Below are 21427 nucleotides of genomic sequence, written 5' to 3' on the forward strand. Positions count from 1 at the left end.
GAGAAAGCCATGCCCCTGTGGAAGATCTACCACCCCGAAAACGCCTTCAGCGATGAAGACAAACAGGCCATCGCCCAGCGCATCACGGCCGTCTACGGCGACCTGCCGCGCTTTTACGTGGGCGTGGTGTTCGAGGCCGTCGCGCGCACTTCGTTCTTCATCGGCGGCGAGCCTGCGGATGATTTCGTGCGCATCTCCGTGGACCACATCGCGCGGCAGATCCGCGACGAGGAGACCAAGACACGGTTCCTCGAAGGCGTGCGGCGGCAGCTGTCCCCCTTCATCGCCGACCGGGGCCTGCGCTGGGAGATGCATGTGGACGAGACGCCCTTCAGCCTGTGGAGCATCCAGGGCCTGCGCCCGCCCGTGCCGGGCACGCCCGAGGGGGAGAAATGGCGCCTGGACAATCGGCCCTCTCCCCTCTGAGGACCTGCCTGCATCTCAGCGCAGCGACAGCCCCGCCGACTGGATCGCCCGGGCGTAGCGCGGGCGCTCGCTTTGCAGGCTCTGGCCCAGGTCGGCCGGGGAGCCGCCCGCCACCTTGAAGCCCATGTGCTCCAGCTGGGCGCGCACATCGGGGGCCTGCAGCACGGTCTGCAGGTCGCGGTTGATCTTGGCGACGATGGGCGCGGGCGTGCCGGCTGGCGCGAAGTAGCCCTGCCAGCTTTCCACCGAGAAGCCGGGCACGCCGGCCTCGGCCATGGTGGGTACCTGGGGCAGGGCGTCGGAGCGGTAGGGCGTGGTCACGGCCAGGGCGCGCAGCTTGCCGGCGCGCACGTACTCGGTCACGGCGGCCAGCGTGATCAGCGTGGCGTCGGTATGGCCGCCCAGCACGTCCAGCGAGGCCGGGCCACCGCCCGGGTAGGGGATGTAGTTGACCTTGGCGCCCGTCTCCTGCGTGAGGATTTCATGCGCCACATGGGCAATGCCGCCATTGCCGGGCAGGCCCAGGCTGATGCTCTGCGGCTTGGCCTTGGCGCGCGCCAGGTAGTCGCCCAGCGTGTTCAGGCCCGTGCCGGGGTTGACCACCAGCACCTGCGGATTGACCACGGCTTTGATGATGGGCGTGAAGGCCTTTTGCGTGTCGTAGGGCAGCTGGGCGAACAGCAGGCCGTTGAGCGTGAGGCCCTCGCCCTGCTGCAGCAGGGTGTAGCCGTCGGGCGCGGCCTTGGCCACCTTGGCCGCACCGATGGTGCCGCTGGCCCCGGCCACGTTCTCCACCACCACCGACTGGCCCCACAGCGCGGCCAGCTTGTCGGCCAGCGTGCGCGTGAGCTTGTCGGCGCTGCCCCCGGGCGCCACGGGCACGATGATGCGCACCGGCTTGTTCGGAAAGCTGTCGGCCGAGGCCAGGGCCGCAGGCGCGTGCAGGGCCAGGGCGGAGAACAGGGGAAGCAGCAGTGCGCGCAGCGCAGACGGGGTGCGGATCATGGGAGTGCCGGAGTGCAGAGAGTCGATGCCCGCAGTCTGGGAGGCTCCTGGCGCGGCGTGAACTAAGCATTGCGGCTATGCATATGCGGCTGCCGCACAACGTACGTCACGCTTGCGCCACGCATGCGCGCGCAGTGCCCAAAGCTCATATCCATATCTGCAATGCGTCGTTGGCGCCGGGGCGGGAGAGGCCTAACTTCGTGTCCTCCCGCGAACGTCCTCCCAGGCACTCCCATGACACAGACCCATCTCTCCATCGACTTCAGCGGCAGCGACGTGGCCAGCCGCCGCGCAGCCGCCATCACCGGCTTCATCGCCACTGCCCGGCGCCTGCTCCCCGATCCCGAGCGGGCCACGCCCGAGCAACTGCAGGCCGTGGCCCGCGAGCTGGAGGCGCTGGGCCTGCAGCGCGAACTGTTCCCGCACGCGCACTTTCCTGTCTCGGCCAGCAACCCGGCCCAGGTCTACCGGCTGGGCGAAGACCTGGGCGGGCGCTATGCGCTGTACCTGTCCACCGGCCTGCCGGGCAAGTCCCAGCCGCCGCATGACCACACCACCTGGGCCATCATCGCGGGCGTCGAAGGCGTGGAGCGCAACGTATTCTTCACACGCGGCAAGACCGACGACCCGCTGCGCGACACCCTGGCGGTGGGCCGCAGCGTCGATGTGGGCAGCGGAACCTCGGTGGTGCTCACGCCCACCGACGTGCACACCATCGAGCTGATCGGCGAGGAACCCGGCCTGCACCTGCACTTCTACGGGCGCGGCCTGGAGCGCATGCCCGAGCGCGTGGTCTTCGAGAGCCTGGAAGGCGGCAGCTTCCGCACCTTCGGCCCGCCCAAGTCCATTCGCCATGCGCTGGTCACACCGGCCGCTCTTCGGCAGGCCCTGGCCGATGGCGAGGAAATCGCCGTGCTCGACGTGCGCGAGGCCGGTGTCTTCGCACACCGCCACATCCTGTTCGCGGCGCCGGCCCCGGCCTGGCGGCTGGAGCAGCTCATCGACCGCCTGGTGCCGCGCCGCGGCACGCGCATCGTGCTGGTGGATGGCGACGGCACGCTGGCCCATGAAGCCGCCGCCAAGCTCGTGCGCCTGGGCTGGCCCAACGTCTCCGTGCTGGAAGGCGGCACCGAAGGCTGGGCGGCCGAAGGGCTGGAAATCTTCAGCGGCACCAACGTGCCCAGCAAGGCCTTCGGCGAAGTCATCGAGCATGAAAAGCACACGCCCTGGATCACCTCGGACGAGCTGGGCGCGCGCGTGCAGCGCGGCGACAACATCGTCGTCGTCGACAGCCGCACGCCCGAGGAATTCGCGGCCTTCAGCCTGCCCTTTGCCCTGAGCGTGCCGGGGGCCGAACTGGTCTACCGCATCGGCGAAATCGCCCCGGACCCGCAAACCCTGGTCGTCGTCAACTGCGCGGGCCGCACGCGCTCCATCGTGGGCGCTCAGACCCTGATCGACGCCGGCATCCCCAACCAGGTCGTCTCGCTGCGCAACGGCACCATGGACTGGCTGCTCACCGGCCGCAGGCTGGCCCATGGCCGCCGCACCCCGCTGCCCGAGCCCGGCGCCGTCGCCCTGGCCACGGCACGCGAACGCGCAGCCAGCGTGGCACAGCGCGCAGGCGTGCAATCCATTGATGCGGCCGAACTGGCCCGCTTCGAGTCCGAAGCCACCGAACGCACGCTCTACCGCTTCGACGTGCGCACCCGCGAGGAATACCAGGCCGGCCACCTGCCTGGCTGGCGCTGGGCGCCGGGCGGCCAACTCGTGCAGGCCACCGACGAGTACGCGGCCACGCGCGGCGCACGCATCGTGCTGGCCGACTGGGACGGCGTGCGCGCCCTCACCACCGGCGCCTGGCTGGCCCAGCTGGGCTGGGAAGTCTTCACCTACGTTCCGCCCACGCTGGCCACCCTGGAGGTCGGCGCCGAACCCGTGCGCGTGCTCGCCTCCCACGCGCCTGCGCCCCAGCTGTCCGTGCAGCAGGCGCAGGAACTGCTGGGTGAAGGCCGGGCCATCGTCTTCGACGTGGACAGCCGGCCCGCCTTCGAGAAGCAGCACATCGCCGGTGCGCGCTTTGCCGTGCCTGATCGTCTGCCCTCCTTCGTGCAGGCCCTGCCGCCGGCCCAGGTCGTGGTGCTGACCTCGCCGGACGGCGTGCTGGCCCGTGGAGTGGCGGCCGAACTGGCGGCGCGCACGGGGCGCGATGTGCGCTCCGTGGTGGGCGGGACTTCCGCCTGGGCCGCTGCGGGGTTGCCATTGGGGCAAGGTGATGCTGATGTGCTGACGGGGGATGATGATCAGTGGTACAGCCCTTATGCGCATCGGGATCTGGGGTTGAGGGATGCGGGGTTTCGGGCTTATCTGGATTGGGAGTTGGGGTTGGTGGGGCAGTTGGAGCGGGATGGGTGGGCTTCTGGGATTCGGCTGCTGGCTGCTGTTTGAGTCTGGCTGCTGGTCTGCTTTTGGCCCCTGCCGGGTGGTTGTTTTTGGGGGCCGGGTTTCGGCCCGGCGGCCGACCTACTTTCTTATCGCGCGATAAGAAAGTAGGCAAAGAAGCGCGCCCCAAACTGCCCACGACCCTTCGCTTCGCTGCGGGCGACCTGCGTTGGGCGGGATGCGGGGTGTGCCGCAGAACTCGCTGCGCGCTGGCGCGCTTCGCTCAAACAACTGCGGCAAGTCAGATGACGAAGCAGCCCTGTCCTTCGGCAGGGCTGCCACCCCGCATCCCGCCCAACGCAGGCGTGGGCAGAAGGGGGGAGGCTGGGGGATAGCCAACAGCCAACAGCCAACAGCCGGCGCCATCACTGCGTTCGGCTTCAAACCAGGGGCCGAGCGAAGCGACGGCCCGAAAAAACTCCCCCGTATGTCAGCGCCTGCGGCGTGGTGGTTGCGGGGTTGCAGTCCTGCCGAAGGACAGGACTGCTTCGTCATCTGACTCGCTGCGGTTGTCTGAGCGGCGCGCGAAGCGCAAAGCGAGTTCCGCAGCGAACCCCGCAACCGCCACGACGCAGGTTGCCCGCAGCGAAGCGGAGGGTCGCGGACATTCGGGTCGCCTTTGCTTTGCCTACTTTCCTTTGGCGAAACAAAGGAAAGTAGGTCGGCCGCCGGGCCGAGACCCGGCCTCGAAAAGAAACCCCCCGGCAGGGCCAGAACCAGCAAACGCAGCAACACGCAGCAAACGCAGCAAACGCAGCAGCGCCCAAAAAATCTCAGGCAGCCAGCCTGAACCGCTCCACCACCCCCCCAAACCCCCTCTCCAAATCCGCAATCAGATCCAAAGGATCCTCCAGCCCCACATGCAGCCGCACCACAGGCGCAGTCCCCGTCCACACACTGTGCTCCCGCAACCGCTCAGGCTGCGCCACCAGCGCCAGGCTCTCATACCCGCCCCAGGAAGCCCCCTGCGCAAACTGCCGCAACGAGTCAACGAACACGGCGCCGGCACCGGCGTCCACCCCTTCGGCAAACGCGAATGACACCAGCCCGCTGGCCCCGCTGAAGTCCCGCTTCCACAGCGCATGGCCGGGATCGGAGGGCAGGGCCGGGTAGAAGACGCGGCCGACCTGGGGCTGCTGCTCCAGCCACTGGGCGATTTCGGTGGCGTGGCGCTGGTGCTGGGCCAGGCGCACGGGCAGGGTGCGCAGGCCGCGCAGTGCCAGGTAGGCGTCGTCGGCGCCTATGGTCAGGCCCAGGGCCTCGTAGGCGGTGGATATCTTCTTCGACAGCGCGGGGCCGTCGGTGATGACGATGCCCTGCATCACGTCGGAGTGGCCGGCGATGTACTTGGTCGCGGCCTGGATGGAGAGGTTGGCGCCGTGCTTCAGGGGCTGGTAGAACCAGCCACCGCTCCAGGTGTTGTCGGTGGCCACGGCAATGCCGTGCTGGCGCGCCACGGCGGCCAGGGCGGGCAGGTCCAGCACCTCGTAGAGCAGGGAGCTGGGCGATTCCAGGTAGACCAGGCGGGTGTTGGGGCGGATCTTGCCGGCCAGATCGTCGCGCGAGGGCGAGAAGTACTCCAGCGTGATGCCCAGGCGCTGCAGCAAGGTGGCGTCCACGCGGCGCACGGGGGAGTAGACGCTGTCGGCCACCAGGGCATGGTCGCCGGGCGAGAGCAGGGCGATGAGCACCAGGGTGATGGCGGACAGGCCCGAGGGCGTGAGAAAGGCGCGGTGCCCGCCCTCCAGCGCGACCACGGCGTCTTCCAGCGCGCGGTGCGTGTCCAGGCCGTGGCGGCCGTAGGAGGCCACGCGCTCGCCGGCCTCGCGGCGGTGGTGCAGGTCGGCGTAGGCGGCGCTGTCGGCAAAGCGCACGGTGCTGGTGCGCACCACGGGCACGTTGACGGGGCCGGAGCCGCCCTGCAGCGGCGGCGTGCCTGCGTGCAGCAAGCGGGTCGACGGGCCCAGGGGCCGTTGCTTGTCTTGGGGGATGCTCATGCCACGGCCTCGCTGGGACGGAAGTAGGCGGCGTTGTAGTTCTTGACTTCGCCGGTGTCGGGGTCGATGGCCACGCGGCCGCTCAGGGTTTCCAGCGGCTGGCCGTAGAGGTGGAAGTGCAGCGTGGGCTGCTCGCCCACGACGGCAATGCTGTGGATGTCATCGGGCAGGAAGGCGATGGAGGCGCCGGGCTGCACGGTGAATTCGCGCGCCAGGTGGATGCTGGCGCGTGCGGGGTTGCTGCGGTCGTCCGTGCGCTCGTAGAGGCGGTTGAGCTCCTGGCCTTCGACGGCAACGATCACGGCCCAGGTCGTGTGGTTGTGCGGCGCCGTGGTCTTGCCGGGGTTGATGGAGTTCAGGTACAGGGCCAGGCCCGCATCGCCATCGGCCGGGTTGAGGCGGTAGCGCGTGGAGGCGCCCACGCCTTCGGTCTGCGCGGGCGGGGGAAAGTCCGCGCGGCTGAACAAGGCCTTGTGCGCGGCCAGCTGCTCCAGGCGTGCGGTGATGGCCGACAGGGTGCTGCGGTCGGGCGCGCCGGCCTGCAGCAGCTGGCGCACGTCGACCAGGGCGGCGTCCACGGCCTGGCGGCGCCGGGTGGTGGCGTCTGTATGGGTGCCTGTATCTGCGCCTGTGCCGGCCGGGGTTTCAGTCGTTGTTTCTGCGGTCATGGGATGTGCTCCTGGAGGTGGGGGATCAAAGGGCAAAGCGCAGGCTGTTGAAGGGCAGCGGCGTTGTGGCCGGGGCGGCTGGCGCAGGCCTGGACCGTGCACCATCGCCCAGGGCGCGCTGCAGGAATTCGCGCGTGCGCTCGCTGCGCGGGCTGCCGAAGATCTGGGCGGCCGGGCCGTGCTCGACGATGCGGCCGGCCTCGGTGAAATAGACCTGGTCGCTGACCTCTTCGGCAAAGCGCATTTCGTGCGTGACCAGCACGCAGGTCATGCCGTCCCTGACCAGGTCGCGGATCACGGTCAGCACCTCGCCCACGGTCTCGGGGTCCAGGGCCGAGGTCACTTCGTCGAACAGGATCAGCTCGGGCCGCATGGCCAGGGCGCGCGCAATGGCCACGCGCTGCTGCTGGCCGCCGGACAGCTCGCCGGGGTAGGCGGATTCTTTGTGGTCCAGGCGCACCTTCTGCAGCAGGGCGCGGGCCTCGCGCTCGGCCGTGGCGCGGTCGCGGCCGACCACGCGCGTGGGGGCGATGACCAGGTTCTCCAGCACCGACAGATGGGGGAACAGGTTGTACTGCTGGAAGACGAAGCCCACGCGCTTGCGCAGGGCGATCAGCTCGGCCTCGGTGCGCAGCTGATCCACGCGCGTGCCCGCCACCGAGATGGCGCCGCGCTGGGGCCGCAGCAGGCCGGTGATGCAGCGCAGGATGGTGGACTTGCCCGAACCCGAGGGCCCGATGATGGTCACCGCTTCGCCGCGCCGCACCTGCACGTCGATGCCCTTGAGCACCTGGTTGTCGCCAAAGGACAGGTGCACATCCTGCAGGTGGACCAGGGCGGGCGCCGTGCCTGCGGGGGCATCGGCCGTGGCGAGTTGGGAGAGAAAGGAGTCAGTGGCGTTCATGGCGTCGCTCCAATGCCCGGGTTGCCCGGGCGATGGGATAGCAATAGGCAAAGAAAAGCGCGAGCAGCGTGAAATACACAAGGATGGTGAAGTCCGTGCGTGCCACGGTGTTGCTGGCGATCTGGGCGGTGTCCACCACGTCGTGCACGCCCACCAGCGAGGCCAGCGAGGTGCTCATGGTGATGCTGGCGTAGAGGTTCATCCACGGCGGCAGCATGCGGCGCACGCACTGCGGCAGCACGATGAGGCGGAAGATCTCGCTGCGGCGAAAGGCCAGCGACTGGGCCGCCTCCCACTGCGCGCTGGGAATGGACTGGATGGCGCCCCGGAAGATCTCGGCCACGTTGGCGCTGGTGGGCAGGGCCAGGCCCAGCACCACCTTGACCCAGTCGGGGAACGGAAAGGTCCAGCCCACCAGCTTCAGCTCGAACGGGAACACATAGGTGGTGAAGTAGATGAGCACCAGGATGGGCGCATTGCGAAACAGCTGCACATACCAGCGCACGCCCGTGCGCACGGCCGGCGTGGGCGACAGCGACAGGGCGCCCAGCACCAGGCCGGCCACGGTGCCGATGGCCACGGCCAGCACGCTGATCTCGATGTTGACCAGGAGGCCGCGCAGCAGCGCGGGCAGCCATTTCCACAGGTGCACGAAGGCGGGCGGGGCGCTGTCCGTGGCGGCCCAGCAGGCGCACAGGGCCAGCAGTGCGGCGCCTGCGATCAGCCAGGGGCTGCGCGCCGCGCGCAGCAGGGCGGCGGGCAGCGGGCGGGGCGCGGCGCCGGTGTTCAGGGTGGCTTCATTGGCCATAGCCGGGCATCCTCAGGTGTTGTTCCAGCCAGCGGCCCGCCAGGCTGACCAGCCAGGTCAGCAGGCCGAACCACAGCAGGATGAGCAGCAGCAGCTCCAGCACGTTGTCGCGCTGCGACCAGATCATGATGGACTCGTAGGTCACGTCGCCCACGGCGATGGCCGAGGCGACGGCCGTCATCTTCACCAGGTCCACCAGGTTGTTGGTCAGCGAGGGCAGGGCAAAGCGCACGGCCAGCGGCAGCTGCACGCGCACCAGCAGCTGGCGCTGCGAAAAGCCCAGCGAGCGCGCCGCCTCCAGCGTGGTGGCGGGTACGGCCTCGATGCCGGCGCGCAGCGCCTCGGCATGGAACACGCCCTTGTGCAGCGAGACCACGATCACCACCCAGACAAAAGGCGTGAGAGGGTTGTTGCCCGCGCCCCAGTCGCGCAGTTGCTGGGTGATCAGCATGTTGAGCACCAGGAAGGCGCAGTACAGCTGCACCAGCGTGGGCGTGTTGCGCGTGACCTCCACAAAGGCGCGCGCGGGCCGTGCCAGCCAGGCGCGGCCCGAGGTCAGGGCCGCCGCCAGCGCCACGCCGGCCGCCAGGCTGCCGGCAATGGTCAGCAGGGCCAGCTGCACGGTCACGAACATGCCGCGCACAAAGGCCTGGCGCTCGGCCACGTCCAGCACGAAGGCGTAGTTCAGGCCCAGGCCCTTGAGCGCTTGCACGCCCTGGGCAAGCAGGCTGTCGTTCATGGCACGGCCTCCAGGGCAGCCGGCTGTGCATGCGCTTGCGCTTGCGCAGCGGGGTCTTTCAGCGCGGCCACGGCGCGTGCGATGCGGGCCGTGGCCTCGACCAGCACCTCGTCGCTGGCGGCGGTGGAGATGCGGAAATACGGCGACAGGCCGTAGGCCCCGCCATCCACGGCAGCCACGCCTTCGGACTCCAGCAGCCATTCGGTCAGGTCAGTGTCGCTGGCGATGGGCTGGCCGTCCGGGCGCAGGTGGCCTATCAGCGCGCCGCAGTGCACAAAGGCAAAGAACGATCCGCCCGGCGGCAGCAGGGCCAGGCCCGGCACCTGGGCCAGCGCCTGGGTGACCCGTTGCGCGCGCCGCGCATAGGCGTTGCGGGCCTGCTGCACAAAGCTCTGGTCGGGCGACTGCAGCGCCGCCGTGGCTGCGGCCTGGGCCACGGAATTGGGGCCCGACGAGGCCTGCGACTGGATCACCACCATGGCCTGCACCAGCGCGGCCGGGCCTGCGCCCCAGCCGATGCGCCAGCCAGTCATCGCATAGGTCTTGGAGACGCCGTTGACCAGCAGCGTGCGCTCGCGCAGGTCGGGGGCCACGGCCAGCCAGTGCGCGGGGGCCTGGGGCGTGAACCAGATGTGCTCGTACAGCTCGTCCAGCAGCACCAGCACCTGCGGATGAAGGCGCAGCACCTGGGCCAGGGCGGCCAGTTCCTCGCGGCTGTAGACGGCGCCCGATGGGTTGCCCGGCGTGTTCAGCACCAGCCAGCGCGTGCGCGGCGTGATGGCGGCCTGCAGCGCGGCCGGCGTGAGCTTGAAGCCCTGCTCAATGCCGCAGTCCACGATGACCGGCGTGCCGTCGTTCACGCGCACGATGTCGGGAAACGAAGGCCAGTACGGCGCGGGCACGAGGACCTCGTCGCCCGCGTCCAGCGTGGCCGCCAGCGCGTTGTAGATCACCTGCTTGCCGCCGTTGCTGACGATGATCTGCCCGGCGTCGAAGTCCAGCCCGTTCTCGCGCCGGTACTTGGCGCTGATGGCCTGGCGCAGCGCGGCCGTGCCGGGCGTGGGCGTGTACTTGGTTTCGCCACGGGCCAGGGCCGCGATGGCGGCCTGCTTGATGGGCTCGGGCGTGTCGAAATCGGGCTCGCCCGTGGTCAGCGCAATGATGTCGCGGCCCTGGCGGGCCAGGGCCGTGGCCCGCGCGCTGGCCGCGGCATTGGGCGAGAGCCTGACGCGCTGCACGCGCTGCGAAAGGGGAAAGGGCGTGGTCATGGCGTGGGGCCTTCCTGGAATGCGGCGGCTGGCGTTGGAGAAACCTGCGGCAAGTCGTGCGGCAAATCGTCCGGCAGGGCTTGCAGCACCTTGCCGGGATTGAGCAGGCCCAGCGGGTCGAAGGCCTGCTTGAGACGCCGCATGAGCTGCAGCTCCACGGCGCTCTTGTAGCGGGGCAGCAGGTCGCGCTTGGTCTGGCCCACGCCGTGCTCGGCGCTGATGGAGCCGCCGTGGGCGTGCACGCTGTCGTGCACCACCTCGTGGATGGCGTCTTCCTGGGCAAACAGCTGCGCGGGCGTGCTGTCCGGCGCGTGCGACACGTTGTAGTGCAGGTTGCCGTCGCCCAGGTGCCCGAAGGCCACGGGCCGCACGGCGCCAAATCGCGCCTGCAGCAGCGCGGCCGTGGCCGCAAGAAATTCGGGGATGCGCGAGATGGGCACCGACACGTCGTGCTTGATGTTGCGGCCGTCGTGCCGCTGGGCCTCGCCCAGGGCCTGGTCGCGCAGCCGCCACAGGGCCTGGCTTTGCTGCAGGCTCTCGGCAATGGCGGCATCGGTGACCAGGCCGTCCTCGAAGGCCTGGCCCACCACGCACTCGAAGCGCTGGCGCGCATGGTCCTCGCCCTCGCTGTCGGACAGCTCGATCAGCGCAAACCAGGGCGCCTTGAGCGCCAGCGGTATCGGCTGCTCGGGCACATGGCGGGCTATCAGGCCCAGGGCCGTGTCCGACATCAGCTCGAACGCCGTCAGGCTGGCGCCGAAGCCTGCACGCGCCTGGCTGAGGAAGGCCACCGCATCGCGTATGCAGCCAAAGGCCAGCAGGGCCGTGTGCTGGGCGCGGGGCAGCGGATGCAGGCGCAGCGTGGCCGCCGTGATGATGCCCAGCGTGCCTTCGCTGCCCACGTACAGGTCGCGCAGCGCATAGCCGGTGTTGTCCTTGCGCAGCCCGCGCAGGCCGTCCCAGATGTCGCCCTCGGCCGTCACCACTTCCAGGCCCAGCACCAGCTCGCGCGCGTTGCCGTAGCGCAGCACCTGGGTGCCGCCCGCGTTGGTGGACAGGTTGCCGCCAATGGTGCAGCTGCCCTCGGAGCCCAGGCTGAGGGGAAACAGCCGGTCCGCATCGCGCGCAGCCTGCTGCACATGGGCCAGCACGGCGCCGGCTTCCACGGTCAGGGTGTCGTTGTCGGTGTCGATGGCGCGCACGCGGTTCAGGCGCGCCAGCGACAGCAGCACGGCGTGGCCCGAGGCGTCGGGCGTGGCGCCGCCCATCAGCCCGGTGTTGCCGCCCTGGGCCACGATGGGCGTGCGGTGGGCGCGGCACAGGCGCACCAGCTGCGCCACCTGGGCCGTGTCGGCGGGCCGTGCCACGGCCAGGGCCTGGCCCGTGAGGCGGCCATGCTGGTCGGTCAGGTAGCCGGCCGCATCGGCACCCGTGAGCACATGGGCATCGCCCAGGGCGTGGCGCAGCGCTGTGATGAGGTCGGCGGGGCCGGTGATGTGGCCGGTGGTGTTGGTGCTGGTGTGGGTGTGGGTGCTCATGCGGGCGCCTTCCTGAACTTGTCGTGCAGCTGGTGCAGCAGCGGCGTGGGCGTCATGCCGTTGCGCTGCTCCACCTCGATCAGCCAGCCCGTGCGGTGCCAGTCCTGCACGATGCGGTCGATGGCCGTCTGCGTGTCGGACTCGCCCTTGCGCAGCCAGATCACCGAGGGCGAGGGAATGATGTCCGCGGGCGAGACGATCTCGTAGTCCTTCCAGTCCGCATTGCTGGCCACGAGTTCGCGCAGCGTGGGGCTGACATGCACGGCGGCCGCGCAGTTGCCGCCCTTGAGGGCCAGCAGCGACTCGGGCTGGCCCCGGAAGGCCTTGATCTGGGCGCCGTATTGATCGGCCAGCGGCTTGGTGAAATTGCTGCCCTGCGACACGCACACGGGCTTGCCGCGCAGGTCGTCCCACTGGCGCACGCCGCTGCCCTTCTTGGCGATGGCGGCGCCGCCGACTTCCTCGAACGGTGTGGGCACGAAGGACAGGATCTCGCTGCGCTCCTGCGTCCACTGCATGTTGGCGATCAGGATGTCCACCTTGCCCTGCTGCAGGAACTGCACGCGGTTGGACGGCTGGACCTGCACGGTCTCCACCCCCACGCCCAGGCCCTTGGCCACGCCTTCGGACAGCTGCACGTTGTAGCCCACGTGCCTTTGCGTGACGGGGTCGATGGTGCCGAACGGCGGCCCCGAAAGCATCACCCCCACCACGATCTTGCCGCGCTGCTTGATGCGGTCCAGCGTGGCGTCGGCATGGGCTGCCAGGGCCGTGAGGGCGAGCAGGGCCGCCAGTGCGGTGCGAGTTGGCTTCATGGCTTGGCTCCCTTGGCGGCGGCCTGGGTTGCCTGCGCATCGGCCTGCGCTGCCGCATACACCGCGAAGTCGTAGGGCGCGCGGTCGAACTGGCCCTTCAGCGCGCGTTCGTGGCGCTCGGCGATCCAGGTGTCGGGCACGCCGCTGGCGCGGGCCACCTTGAGCAGAAAGCCCGTGCGGTGCCAGTCCTGGATGGCCTTGTCCACGAAGGCCTGGGTGTCGGCCTCGCCGCGGCGCGTCCACACCACGGTGGGCGAGGGAATCAACTGGTCCTGCGTGCCCAGCTCGAAGTCCTTCCACTCGGCCGCATTCGGGCCGGTGAGCTTTTCATAGAGCGCGGGCTGGATATGGACCGAAGCCGCGCAGGTGCCGCCCTTGAGCGCCAGCAGCGACTCGGGAATGCCGCGCAGGCCCTTGACCACGGCGCCATAGCTCTCGGCCAGGGGCTTGGCGAAGTTGCTGCCCTGCGACACGCAGGCCACCTTGCCGCGCAGGTCTTCCCAGCGCTTGATGCCGCTGGCCTTGGCCACCAGGGCGCCGCCGCCGATCAGGTCATAGGGCGTGGGCGCGAACGAGAGGATCTCGCTGCGCTCCTGCGTCCATTGGATGTTGGCGATCAACAGGTCCACCTTGCCGCTTTGCAGGAACTGCACGCGCGTGGAGGCCGTCACGGGAACCGTCTCCAGCGGCACGCCCAGGCGGCGCGCGATGTCGGCGGCCAGCTCGGTCTGGTAGCCGCCGGTCTTGCCGGTGGCGGGGTCCAGCACGCCGAACGGCGGGCTGGCGCCATCAATGCCCACGGACAGCTTGCCGCGTTGCTTGATCTTGTCCAGCGTGGCATCGGCGTGGGCGGCACCGGCGCCCAGCAGCAGGGCCAGGGCGGCGGCAAGGGGGGAAAGAAGGCGGGGCATGCGTGAATCCATCAGGGAACGGAAGGCCCGGCCCCGTCTTGCGGGGCCTGGGCCTGGGTGGTCGAAAAAAAGCAGGGTGGACCGCCGTGGCGGTCGGCGGTCAGCTGGCGGACTTGAACTTGGCCTGCAGCTCGGGCAGCAGCGGGTTGGCCGGCTCGATGCCCACGCGCTTTTCGGCGGCGATCAGCCAGCCCGTGCGGTGCCAGTCCTGCACCACCTTGTCCACTGCGGCGATGGTGTCGGCCTCGCCCTTGCGGGTCCAGACCACGGAAGGCGCGGGCAGCACCTCGCCGGCGATGGGGGCCGAGTACTGCGCCCATTCGGGGTTGCTGCGCAGCAGCGGGTAGATCAGCGTGCTGTCATGCACGGCGGCCACGCAGTTGCCGCCCTTGAGCGCCAGCAGCGAGTCCGACGAGCTCTTGTAGCCATGCACCTGGGCGCCGTACTCGCTGGCCAGCGGCTTGGCAAAGCTGCTGCCCTGGGACACGCACACGGGCTTGCCGCGCAGGTCTTCCCACCTGGCGATGCCGCTGCCCTTGCGCACGGCGGCAATGCCGCCCACGCGGTAGAAGGGCGTGGGCGCGTAGCCCAGGGTCTCGGCACGATCGGGGTTCAGCTCCATGGAGGCGATCAGCAGATCCACCTTGCCGGCCTGCAGAAACTGCACGCGCGTGGCGGTCTGCACCTGGACCAGCTCGGCCTCCACGCCCAGGCCCTTGGCCAGGGCGCGTGCCAGCTCGGGGTTCCAGCCCACCAACTGCTGGGTGGACGGGTCGATGGAGCCGAAGGGCCCGCCATTGACCAGCACGCCAATGGTGACCTTGCCGCGCTGCTTGATCTTGTCCAGCGTGGCATCGGCCCGGGCCTGGGTGCAGGCCAGGGCCAGCGCGGCGGCGATGAAGGTCAGGGATGCGGAAAGGGTGGCGCGGGACTGGCGGCGCAGGGTGGGGCTTGTGTGCATGGCGGGAGCGGGGCGGTCGGGACGAACGAAAGATGCGTACGCCCGCATCTTCTGGCCGCCCTTGACCCACGGCAACAAAGCTTTGGGAGCATGTTTATGCACTTTGCGTCGCTGCATCAGGGTGATCACCAGGGAAATGTGGGCCCGAGGCAGGGCGGGTCGATGGTGTAATCGCGACGGCCGGGGTGCTGCGCCCACCGGCACCTCCCAGCGAGCCCTCTTCCATGCACCAAGCCCTAGCGCCCCTACTCGCCCCTCTCGCCTGCGCCGCCCTGCTGTGCGCCAGCCCCGTGGCCTGGGCCGCCAATCCCACCAGCTCGGGCAATTGCGAGGAAAGCTCCACCAACATGTCCGAGGTGCGCGCCTGCCTGCACGAGCAGAACGTGGCCATGGTCAAGGCCGCCTACGCCTCGCTGTCGCTCAAGCTCAAGGCCCGCATGCCCCAGGCGTCGGAAGAGCTGGAAGTGGCGCAGAGGAACTGGGTGCAGTACGCACGCAGTGCCTGTGAGTTCCTCTCTGAATTCAATTCCGCCAGCTTTGCCAAGGACGATGCGCGCGCCAACTGCTGGAGCGACTTCGCCCGCGCCCGCACCAAGCAGCTCAAGTCCTGGGAAATGCAGCTGGACAAGAAGCCCTGAGGGCGGGGACGCTGCTCACTGGTAGTTCAGCGTGAAGGTGGCCCTGCCGTTGGCCTGCCCCGTCGTGACTGCCGCAGCGGTCTGCACGTATTTGGCAGTCAGCGGGATCTTGAACTGGGCAACGCCCTGGACGATGGTTCCCGCACTCCATTGGTTGGTGTTGCCAGGCACGTTGGAGTCCGGGCCGTATCCGAGAGCGGTGCCATCCTTCAGTATCTGTATGCCTATTCCCGTGGCAACCGGCTTGCCGTCTGGCGCGGTCTGGCTCAAGGTCAGGACGGTGCTCTGATTGCTGGTGTCATTGGCATCGGTGAGCGTGATGTGGGGACGCAGAACGCTTTCGGGCGCGCCGCCCTTGCATTCCAGCGTGATGTCGAAGTGCTGGGGGATGGAGGTGGACTGGAGGCCCGTGAAACGCAGGATGGGCACAGCGCCCATGGGTACGGAGATGGTCGAGGCGGCCACCGAGCAGGAGGGACCGACCACCACCCTGGTGCGGCCGGACAGGTTGACGTTTCCTGCGGTGCAGCTGGGGCACTGGAATCGCATCTCGACGTTCATCCCGGAGCCCGTTAGCGTGCCAGCGGAAACGTTGCCGGTTTTCACCAGCTCGATCCAGACATCCTGGGGATGTGAACTGACATTCCAGAAATAACCCAGTGCGCCCGAATTATTTTCTGATTCGGTGGTAATGGGCATGGTTCTGCCACTGGGAGCGTTGGGGCCTCGCCATGTGGCCCACCAGCGGATTCCAATGCCGGGAATATTGGTGCTGTAGACATTATTGTATCCGGGCGTCTTGGTCCCGGATTGAACATTGGCGGCTACAACGGCGTTGGCAACATCGTACTCGAATGCCGTGTTCAGCACTGCTCGAAGATTAAATACGGTTGCCGTAGACTTCCATAGCGTCGATCCGTTGGAGTAATTTCCGGGTACTGTTATTTCCTCGGGCAGTGAAATGCTGGAACTGGTGGGGGAGAATACGCCCCCGGCAAAGGCATTGGTGTTCATCGTTGCCGCTGAAAAGGCGATGAGAAATGGAAGGGCGATCAATGCAAGGCGGCGTACTTGCGAGAAAAATGAGGGAATGAAAGAAGAATGCATGATACTGATTCGCTCCATTGCTGAAGTATGATTCTCGAAAATATCACGCAATAGTTTTATTGAACTTTTGAGTGAATAATGAGGGGCTGGAAATGAAAGCATCGAATCATTCGATGGGTGGCCTGTTTAGTATTTCGCACTCTACGCCGAAGATATGAGGTGATGCAATCAGACTGCTCTGAAAATGGAGCGTGGCTCAGTCAAAAGCCGCCCATGCACGCCATTCGTAAAGAGCAAGGCCTGCGTGTCACGGAGCTCGGGTGCGTGGGAGGTCGTGCAGACAAGCCAGGTCCAGTCCGCTCGCGGACCCGGCGACTGCCTTGTCGTGAGCGCGCCAGGCGGCTCAGTTGCTGAGAGGAGCGGTCGGAGAAGCGTCCCTGGCACCTCTGGCGGCTTGCCAGAGCGCATCGGCCAGGGCTGTGATCTCAGGGGCCAGGTGCAGGCGTTCCAGCCAGCGGTCCGCAATGCCGCTGGCGCCGTGGAGGGCTCCGGCCAACTGGCCCGTGATGGCTGCCGTGGTGTCGGCGTCATCGCCCAGGTTGGCGGCCTGCAGTACCGCGCCTTCAAAGCTGTCATGCCTCGCAAAGCACCACAGGGCCGCCTCTAGGCTGTCCACCACGTAGCCGCTGCCGCGTATCTGTGCGGCCGGCTTGTCGCGATAGTCACCACGGGCAATCTCCCGCAGGCGCGGGCTGGCGCCGTCTTGCAGAACGCCGTCCAGGTCCAGAACCTGCGACCGGGGCAGTCCCTGCAGTGCCCGGCACAGCGCCACGGCAAACAGGCGGCAGGCCTGCAGGCATTCAGGTGCCGCGTGGGTGGTGCGTGAGCTGAGTTCAGCCATGCGCTGCACCAGGTCCTCGTCGGGGCCGAAGAACATGGGCACGGGCGCCAGCCGCATCAGGGAGCCGTTGCCGGCCTGGTCCGGGTCGGGCGACCCGGCCAGCGGATCGCCGGTGGCCAGGAAGCGCTGGATGGCCGCCCTGGTGGCCATGCCGATGTCAAAGCAGTTGCCGGTGGAACTCCAGTACCCCCATTCGTACCAGTTGGCATAGCGCGCCATCTGGTCCTGCGGGTCGCAGCCGCCGCGCTGGAGCAGGCTTTCGGCCAGGCACAGGGCCATGGAGGTGTCGTCGGTCCACTTGCCTGCGGGCAGCGAGAACGGGCCGCCGCCGACCATGTCGGTCAGCGGCGCAAAGCTGCCGCGCGGCTGGAATTCCAGCGTGGTCCCCACGGCGTCGCCACAGGCCAGGCCCAGCAGGGCGCCACGGTATCGGTCCAGCGTGTCCATGGCCATGTCTGTGCTCGCGCTCATGGTCGGTCAGGGAGCGGTGCTGCGCAGCCGCGCCCGCACCTGCATGAGGGCAAAGCCCAGCAGGTTCAGGCCCTGCCAGCGCGCGGGGTCGGTGGCGCGCACATCGTCGGCGGCCAGGCCAATGCCCCAGATGGCGTCCACGGGGCTGGCCTCCACCAGAACCCGGTCGCCCGTGTTCAGCAGATAGCTGGCCAGGGCGGGATTCTGGGAGAACTTGGCCTCGTTGGCGCGCACCACGATGCCCATGCGCGCGGCCACCCAGGCCGCTTCATCGAAGCCCTGGATGCCACGCCCCAGCTTCTTGGCCTCGCCCGGCGTGCGGCAGCGCACGATGGCCGCGTGCGCCGCCTCGTCGCCAAACAGCCGTGCCTTGCCCGCCATCATGAAATGCTCGGCCGTGGGGTATTGCTGGCCATCGACCTCGAAGCCCGCCTCGAACCACTGGCTCATGCAGGTCTTGCCGATGGAGCCATCGGCCGCTGGCTGGTGGCCCCAGAACGGCAGGAAGCGCGGGGTGAGGCCCTGGGCCATGGCGTTCTGGAGGTCTTGCAGGGAGGCGATGTGGTCTGTCGTAGTCATGGGCTGTCTCGTTGCCGTGTGTGCCGTTTCAGGAATGCGATGGAGCTTGCTGCAGCCACCACTGGCTGAAGGCCATCAGGTCTGCGTGCTGCGAGTGGGCGTGGACCAGGTCCGGCCCGGTGTTGGGCGTGCCGTTCGGGCCACGGCACACCAGGGCCGCGTGAATGCCCGGGCCAATGTCCCGGAGGTAGGGCAGATAGTCGTCCACGAAGGCGACCGGGCCGAGCCGCTGCAGGGCGTCTGCCTTGGGGCTGCGCAGGCCGGTGGTCCGGCCCGTGGCGATCACGCGGTCGATGGGAAAGCCGAGGTCGCGCAGGTTGCCCAGGCGGGCCTGCTCGAAGCGCGCCGCCAGGGCCGTCACGCAGACCAGTTCGTAGCCGGCGCCCTGCAGGTCGTGGCAGGCCTGCAAGGCATTGCCCAGCGCGGGAATGCTGCGCCAGAAGGCATCGTCCATGCAGGCCCTGAACTGTTGCAGGCGCTCGCCGTCCAGCGCCTGCACGACCCAGCGGTCCATGGCCCAGTAGGCATGGGGGTCGGCCTCGGCGGGGCGCTGGCCGAACGCGCGCTCCCAAGCACCGGCATAGGCGCGGTTGTAGTCCAGCAGCACGCCATCGGCGTCAAGGGCAATGATGGGTTTCATCGTGTTCCTCTTCGGCCAGCACGCGCAGGTAGTGCGGTGCCACGCTGTCCGTGAGCCAGACGCCGTTGTCCGAGCGGTAGAACAGGCAGGCATCGGCATGCATGCGCGCCGCATCGATCTCCAGCAGCACCAACCGGCCATAGCGCTGGCCCACGGAGCGGGCCGTTGCCAGGTTGTCGGTCAGGTGCACGTGGTGGCGGTTGCGCCGGTCCAGGCCGGTGCGCAGGATGGAGTCCAGAAAGCGCGTGGCCGTGCCATGGTAGAGGCGCTGCGGCGGCACGCTTGCCTGCAGGCCCAGGTCGATCTGCACGGAATGCCCCTGGCTGGCGCGGATGCGCAGGCCGTCGGCGCTGATGGCAAAGCGCTGCTTGGGGCAACTGCGCACCACCTCCATCAGCAGTGCGGGTGAGATGTTGCGGCCGGCCGCCTGGGCGCCGCGCAGCAATGCGTCTATGGAGACCCAGCCCTGGGCGTCGAGGGCGAGTCCGGCGCGGCCGGGGTTGTGGCGCAGGACCAGGCTCATGAATTTGCTGGTCGATGTCAGTGTGTTCTTGTTGTTCATACGGTCCATTTCCATGGATTTTCTTGTTGTGTTGATGATTGTCCGTGCTTCGGGCTTCACACCACCAGGCAGCCCTGCCGGTCCGACAGGCCGATGGTGGCCTGCATGCCCGCCGTGAACTGCAGGTAGTCGGCTTCCATGCCGTCCGAGAAGATGACGCCATGGTCGGGCATGCGCGAGCGCAGGGTCAGCGGCTGGCCGGCGGTGACCTGGCCGTAGACCAGTTCGGCCGTGGAGGAGCGGCTGGGAAAGGGCTCGCGCACGGCGAAGTCCAGGCGTGGCGCATCCCAGGCGAAGGGCTGGTAGTCGAAGTCGGTGGACGCGCCGCGCACGGCGCGGGCAATGCCCATCGATCCCGTGACGATGCTCTTGATCCAGGCCGACGAGCCCAGACCCGTGGCGACGATGAGGCCCGAGGACGACTGGGATTCGCGCCGCTCGCCCAGCGCGATGTCGTACAGGGCCGAGGTATGGCTGCGCGGGCCGATGAACAGGTCGTTGGCGGCGCGCAGCACCTGGCCGTCGCTCAGGCGCGCTTCGGCCAGGGTGACGGCGCGCGTGGGGCGGCGGTTGGCGGCCACGTCGCCCAGCAGGGCGGCCAGGTCGGCGGGGGCGAAGGGCAGCAGCAGGCCGTCCCAGCGCGCGGGCTCGGGGTTGACGCCGATGAGCGGCTGGCCGTCCAGGTATTTCATGGTGTTGGCCACCATGCCGTCCTGGCCCAGTGCCACCACGATGTCGTCGGCGCCGAAGACGAAGTTGGGCACCAGGGCGCGGTCAACGATCTGGTAGCGGCCGCGTGCCTCCAGCGCCTGCACCACGGCCTGCAGGGCGGCGGCGTAGGCGGCGCTTTCGCGCAGGTAGTCGCCGAAGTCGGCACCCAGGTGCTCGATGTAGAAGCGCGCCTGGGACAGCGTGTGGTACCTGGCCACCAGCTCATCGAGCCGCGTGCGCCGCACCACCAGCACGGTCTTGCGTTCATTGGCGTTCACGGCGGCTCCTTGCGGGTTCGGAATCGGCCACGGCGGCTGCATGGCCTGCACCGGCACCCATGAGCGACTGCAGCAGCTCGGGCGAGACGTTGAGCTGGCCGATGCGCTCGGCCTTCTCGGCAATGCCGCCAAAGGCCTGGGCGATGAGCTGGCCCGGCTGCATGCCCACGGCGGCCAGCGATTGCACGATGCGCGGGTCGGCCTTTTCCAGGGCCTGCATGACGGCGCCCACGCGGTAGGCCTCGGCCTCGGCCAGGGTGCGGCTGTTGGCGGCCTGGCCTTCGACGAAGTCGCGGCGGCTGGTCTCCAGCGCCACGTCGGCGGACATCTGTTCGGCGCGCAGCTCGTTTTCCTTGCGCATCTGGGCGGCCTTGGCTTCCAGCTGGGCCTCGCGGATCTGGCGCTTTTTCTTTTCCACCGCCACGTCGGTATCGAGCTCGTTCTGGCGGATGGCGCGCTCGTTTTCCACGGCAGCCATGCGGCGGGCATAGACGGCGTCGTCCGCAGCCTTGAGGTTGGACTCGCGCGCCTCCGCCTCCAGGGCGCGGGCGATGTCGGGCGTGGGTTTGACGGCCATGACCGAGACGCCCAGGATCTCCAGCCCCAGCGCCTCGATCTCGGGCTGGGCGGCCAGCTCCTGCTGGGCCGTGCGCGCAATGAGTGCCGAGGAGCGCAGCGCCTGCTTGAGGTCCAGCGCCTGCACGGCCTGCTGGATGATGACCTCGACCTGCATGGTCACGCGGTCGCCCAGGCGCTGCGGGTCTTCGGACAGGTATTTCTGGCCGTCGCGCGCCAGGGAGAAGTCCATCAGCATGGCGGTCTGGCGCGGTGTGCTGATGCGGTAGGTGACCTGGCCCTGCACGGTGACGCTCTGGAAGTCGGCCGTCACCAGCTCCAGCATGAAGTGGCAGTCCTGGCTGCCCACGGGCACCGCGACCAGGGTGGTGGTGGGCGCGTAGTAGAAGAAGGACTGGCCCGCACCCTCGCGCACCACCTTGCCGGCGCGGAACTGCATGAGGTGGACCGTGGGTTGGGACTTGATGAAACGGATGCCGAACATGGTGCTTCTCCTTTAAGTTGCTCTGTGCAACTTGTATGGGTTGCATAGTGCAACTTAA

General features: G+C 68.6%; 21 protein-coding genes. 3 read left to right on the plus strand and 18 right to left on the minus strand.

Translation table 11 applies throughout. From position 1 onward, the window contains the following. Positions 1-9 precede the first annotated feature (9 nt). Positions 10-426 (plus strand): tautomerase family protein, encoded by a 417-nt coding sequence (locus DELCS14_RS04130; RefSeq protein WP_013800576.1) that lies wholly within the window; start codon positions 10-12, stop codon positions 424-426. Positions 427-441: 15 nt separating this feature from the next. On the opposite strand, the gene DELCS14_RS04135 is transcribed toward DELCS14_RS04130, so the two are convergent. After that, positions 442-1431 carry a tripartite tricarboxylate transporter substrate binding protein gene (locus tag DELCS14_RS04135; RefSeq protein ID WP_013800577.1) on the minus strand — a complete coding sequence of 330 codons (990 nt, stop codon included), beginning with the start codon at positions 1429-1431 and terminating at the stop codon, positions 442-444. Between the two features lie 234 nt (positions 1432-1665). Between DELCS14_RS04135 and DELCS14_RS04140 the strand changes: the two genes are divergently transcribed. Continuing rightward, complete coding sequence (locus tag DELCS14_RS04140) at positions 1666-3879, plus strand: rhodanese-like domain-containing protein (protein ID WP_013800578.1); 2214 nt, start codon at positions 1666-1668, stop codon at positions 3877-3879. Between the two features lie 767 nt (positions 3880-4646). On the opposite strand, the gene metC is transcribed toward DELCS14_RS04140, so the two are convergent. The 10 genes from metC to DELCS14_RS04190 all read right to left on the minus strand — a co-directional run bounded on the left by metC (position 4647) and on the right by DELCS14_RS04190 (position 14482). Beyond that, complete coding sequence (gene metC, locus DELCS14_RS04145; RefSeq protein ID WP_013800579.1) at positions 4647-5870, minus strand: cystathionine beta-lyase; 1224 nt, start codon at positions 5868-5870, stop codon at positions 4647-4649. Beyond that, entirely contained in the window at positions 5867-6538 is a 672-nt protein-coding gene (locus DELCS14_RS04150) for a cysteine dioxygenase family protein (protein WP_013800580.1), read from the minus strand. The genes metC and DELCS14_RS04150 overlap by 4 nt, the downstream gene beginning before the upstream one ends. A 25-nt stretch (positions 6539-6563) precedes the next feature. Continuing rightward, positions 6564-7442 carry an amino acid ABC transporter ATP-binding protein gene (locus DELCS14_RS04155; RefSeq protein WP_013800581.1) on the minus strand — a complete coding sequence of 293 codons (879 nt, stop codon included), beginning with the start codon at positions 7440-7442 and terminating at the stop codon, positions 6564-6566. After that, positions 7429-8250, minus strand: coding sequence for an amino acid ABC transporter permease (locus tag DELCS14_RS04160; RefSeq protein ID WP_013800582.1), 822 nt, complete (start codon positions 8248-8250; stop codon positions 7429-7431). Before DELCS14_RS04160 ends, DELCS14_RS04155 begins: the two co-directional genes overlap by 14 nt. Next, positions 8240-8989 carry an amino acid ABC transporter permease gene (locus DELCS14_RS04165; protein ID WP_013800583.1) on the minus strand — a complete coding sequence of 250 codons (750 nt, stop codon included), beginning with the start codon at positions 8987-8989 and terminating at the stop codon, positions 8240-8242. Before DELCS14_RS04165 ends, DELCS14_RS04160 begins: the two co-directional genes overlap by 11 nt. Continuing rightward, a complete protein-coding gene (locus DELCS14_RS04170) occupies positions 8986-10257 on the minus strand; it encodes an aminotransferase class I/II-fold pyridoxal phosphate-dependent enzyme (RefSeq protein ID WP_013800584.1) in 1272 nt (423 codons plus the stop codon). The genes DELCS14_RS04165 and DELCS14_RS04170 overlap by 4 nt, the downstream gene beginning before the upstream one ends. Then, entirely contained in the window at positions 10254-11795 is a 1542-nt protein-coding gene (locus DELCS14_RS04175) for an FAD-binding oxidoreductase (protein ID WP_013800585.1), read from the minus strand. The genes DELCS14_RS04170 and DELCS14_RS04175 overlap by 4 nt, the downstream gene beginning before the upstream one ends. Further along, positions 11792-12610 (minus strand): transporter substrate-binding domain-containing protein, encoded by an 819-nt coding sequence (locus DELCS14_RS04180; RefSeq protein WP_013800586.1) that lies wholly within the window; start codon positions 12608-12610, stop codon positions 11792-11794. Before DELCS14_RS04180 ends, DELCS14_RS04175 begins: the two co-directional genes overlap by 4 nt. Further along, positions 12607-13521 carry a transporter substrate-binding domain-containing protein gene (locus DELCS14_RS04185; protein ID WP_013800587.1) on the minus strand — a complete coding sequence of 305 codons (915 nt, stop codon included), beginning with the start codon at positions 13519-13521 and terminating at the stop codon, positions 12607-12609. Before DELCS14_RS04185 ends, DELCS14_RS04180 begins: the two co-directional genes overlap by 4 nt. Before the next feature lie 100 nt (positions 13522-13621). Further along, positions 13622-14482 carry a transporter substrate-binding domain-containing protein gene (locus DELCS14_RS04190; protein WP_013800588.1) on the minus strand — a complete coding sequence of 287 codons (861 nt, stop codon included), beginning with the start codon at positions 14480-14482 and terminating at the stop codon, positions 13622-13624. Positions 14483-14706: 224 nt separating this feature from the next. On the opposite strand from DELCS14_RS04190, the gene DELCS14_RS04195 reads away from it, so the two are divergent. Beyond that, the gene (locus DELCS14_RS04195) at positions 14707-15120 is read left to right on the plus strand and encodes a lysozyme inhibitor LprI family protein (RefSeq protein ID WP_013800589.1); all 414 of its coding nucleotides are present in this window, start codon (positions 14707-14709) and stop codon (positions 15118-15120) included. 15 nt (positions 15121-15135) lie between these two features. Here DELCS14_RS04195 and DELCS14_RS04200 read toward each other — a convergent pair whose 3' ends face one another. The 7 genes from DELCS14_RS04200 to DELCS14_RS04230 form a co-directional block, all read right to left on the minus strand. Continuing rightward, the gene (locus tag DELCS14_RS04200) at positions 15136-16227 is read right to left on the minus strand and encodes a fimbrial protein (protein WP_228676849.1); all 1092 of its coding nucleotides are present in this window, start codon (positions 16225-16227) and stop codon (positions 15136-15138) included. A gap of 343 nt (positions 16228-16570) precedes the next feature. Next, positions 16571-17539, minus strand: coding sequence for an ADP-ribosylglycohydrolase family protein (locus DELCS14_RS04205; protein ID WP_228676850.1), 969 nt, complete (start codon positions 17537-17539; stop codon positions 16571-16573). 6 nt (positions 17540-17545) lie between these two features. Then, complete coding sequence (locus DELCS14_RS04210; RefSeq protein ID WP_013800592.1) at positions 17546-18118, minus strand: NADAR family protein; 573 nt, start codon at positions 18116-18118, stop codon at positions 17546-17548. Positions 18119-18146: 28 nt separating this feature from the next. Then, the gene (locus DELCS14_RS04215) at positions 18147-18758 is read right to left on the minus strand and encodes an HAD family hydrolase (protein WP_013800593.1); all 612 of its coding nucleotides are present in this window, start codon (positions 18756-18758) and stop codon (positions 18147-18149) included. Further along, complete coding sequence (locus DELCS14_RS04220) at positions 18736-19320, minus strand: RNA 2'-phosphotransferase (protein WP_013800594.1); 585 nt, start codon at positions 19318-19320, stop codon at positions 18736-18738. Before DELCS14_RS04220 ends, DELCS14_RS04215 begins: the two co-directional genes overlap by 23 nt. A gap of 56 nt (positions 19321-19376) precedes the next feature. Then, entirely contained in the window at positions 19377-20309 is a 933-nt protein-coding gene (locus DELCS14_RS04225; protein WP_013800595.1) for a sugar kinase, read from the minus strand. Continuing rightward, on the minus strand, positions 20296-21369 hold the full coding sequence (locus tag DELCS14_RS04230) for an SPFH domain-containing protein (RefSeq protein WP_013800596.1): 1074 nt from the start codon (positions 21367-21369) through the stop codon (positions 20296-20298). The genes DELCS14_RS04225 and DELCS14_RS04230 overlap by 14 nt, the downstream gene beginning before the upstream one ends. Positions 21370-21427 lie beyond the last annotated feature (58 nt).

It is taken from the genome of Delftia sp. Cs1-4 (assembly GCF_000214395.1).
GTDB lineage: Bacteria > Pseudomonadota > Gammaproteobacteria > Burkholderiales > Burkholderiaceae_C > Comamonas > Comamonas acidovorans.

Excerpts from the sequence above, each read along its gene's own strand:
- metC (WP_013800579.1), bottom strand. The coding sequence starts at position 5,870 with ATGAGCATCCCCCAAGACAAGCAACGGCCCCTGGGCCCGTCGACCCGC.
- DELCS14_RS04205 (WP_228676850.1), bottom strand. The coding sequence starts at position 17,539 with ATGAGCGCGAGCACAGACATGGCCATGGACACGCTGGACCGATACCGT.
- DELCS14_RS04215 (WP_013800593.1), bottom strand. The coding sequence starts at position 18,758 with ATGAAACCCATCATTGCCCTTGACGCCGATGGCGTGCTGCTGGACTAC.
- DELCS14_RS04155 (WP_013800581.1), bottom strand. The coding sequence starts at position 7,442 with ATGAACGCCACTGACTCCTTTCTCTCCCAACTCGCCACGGCCGATGCC.
- DELCS14_RS04135 (WP_013800577.1), bottom strand. The coding sequence starts at position 1,431 with ATGATCCGCACCCCGTCTGCGCTGCGCGCACTGCTGCTTCCCCTGTTC.
- DELCS14_RS04165 (WP_013800583.1), bottom strand. The coding sequence starts at position 8,989 with ATGAACGACAGCCTGCTTGCCCAGGGCGTGCAAGCGCTCAAGGGCCTG.
- DELCS14_RS04210 (WP_013800592.1), bottom strand. The coding sequence starts at position 18,118 with ATGACTACGACAGACCACATCGCCTCCCTGCAAGACCTCCAGAACGCC.
- DELCS14_RS04150 (WP_013800580.1), bottom strand. The coding sequence starts at position 6,538 with ATGACCGCAGAAACAACGACTGAAACCCCGGCCGGCACAGGCGCAGAT.
- DELCS14_RS04230 (WP_013800596.1), bottom strand. The coding sequence starts at position 21,369 with ATGTTCGGCATCCGTTTCATCAAGTCCCAACCCACGGTCCACCTCATG.
- DELCS14_RS04160 (WP_013800582.1), bottom strand. The coding sequence starts at position 8,250 with ATGGCCAATGAAGCCACCCTGAACACCGGCGCCGCGCCCCGCCCGCTG.
- DELCS14_RS04195 (WP_013800589.1), top strand. The coding sequence starts at position 14,707 with ATGCACCAAGCCCTAGCGCCCCTACTCGCCCCTCTCGCCTGCGCCGCC.
- DELCS14_RS04140 (WP_013800578.1), top strand. The coding sequence starts at position 1,666 with ATGACACAGACCCATCTCTCCATCGACTTCAGCGGCAGCGACGTGGCC.
- DELCS14_RS04180 (WP_013800586.1), bottom strand. The coding sequence starts at position 12,610 with ATGAAGCCAACTCGCACCGCACTGGCGGCCCTGCTCGCCCTCACGGCC.
- DELCS14_RS04200 (WP_228676849.1), bottom strand. The coding sequence starts at position 16,227 with ATGCATTCTTCTTTCATTCCCTCATTTTTCTCGCAAGTACGCCGCCTT.
- DELCS14_RS04220 (WP_013800594.1), bottom strand. The coding sequence starts at position 19,320 with ATGAACAACAAGAACACACTGACATCGACCAGCAAATTCATGAGCCTG.
- DELCS14_RS04130 (WP_013800576.1), top strand. The coding sequence starts at position 10 with ATGCCCCTGTGGAAGATCTACCACCCCGAAAACGCCTTCAGCGATGAA.
- DELCS14_RS04175 (WP_013800585.1), bottom strand. The coding sequence starts at position 11,795 with ATGAGCACCCACACCCACACCAGCACCAACACCACCGGCCACATCACC.
- DELCS14_RS04190 (WP_013800588.1), bottom strand. The coding sequence starts at position 14,482 with ATGCACACAAGCCCCACCCTGCGCCGCCAGTCCCGCGCCACCCTTTCC.
- DELCS14_RS04170 (WP_013800584.1), bottom strand. The coding sequence starts at position 10,257 with ATGACCACGCCCTTTCCCCTTTCGCAGCGCGTGCAGCGCGTCAGGCTC.
- DELCS14_RS04185 (WP_013800587.1), bottom strand. The coding sequence starts at position 13,521 with ATGCCCCGCCTTCTTTCCCCCCTTGCCGCCGCCCTGGCCCTGCTGCTG.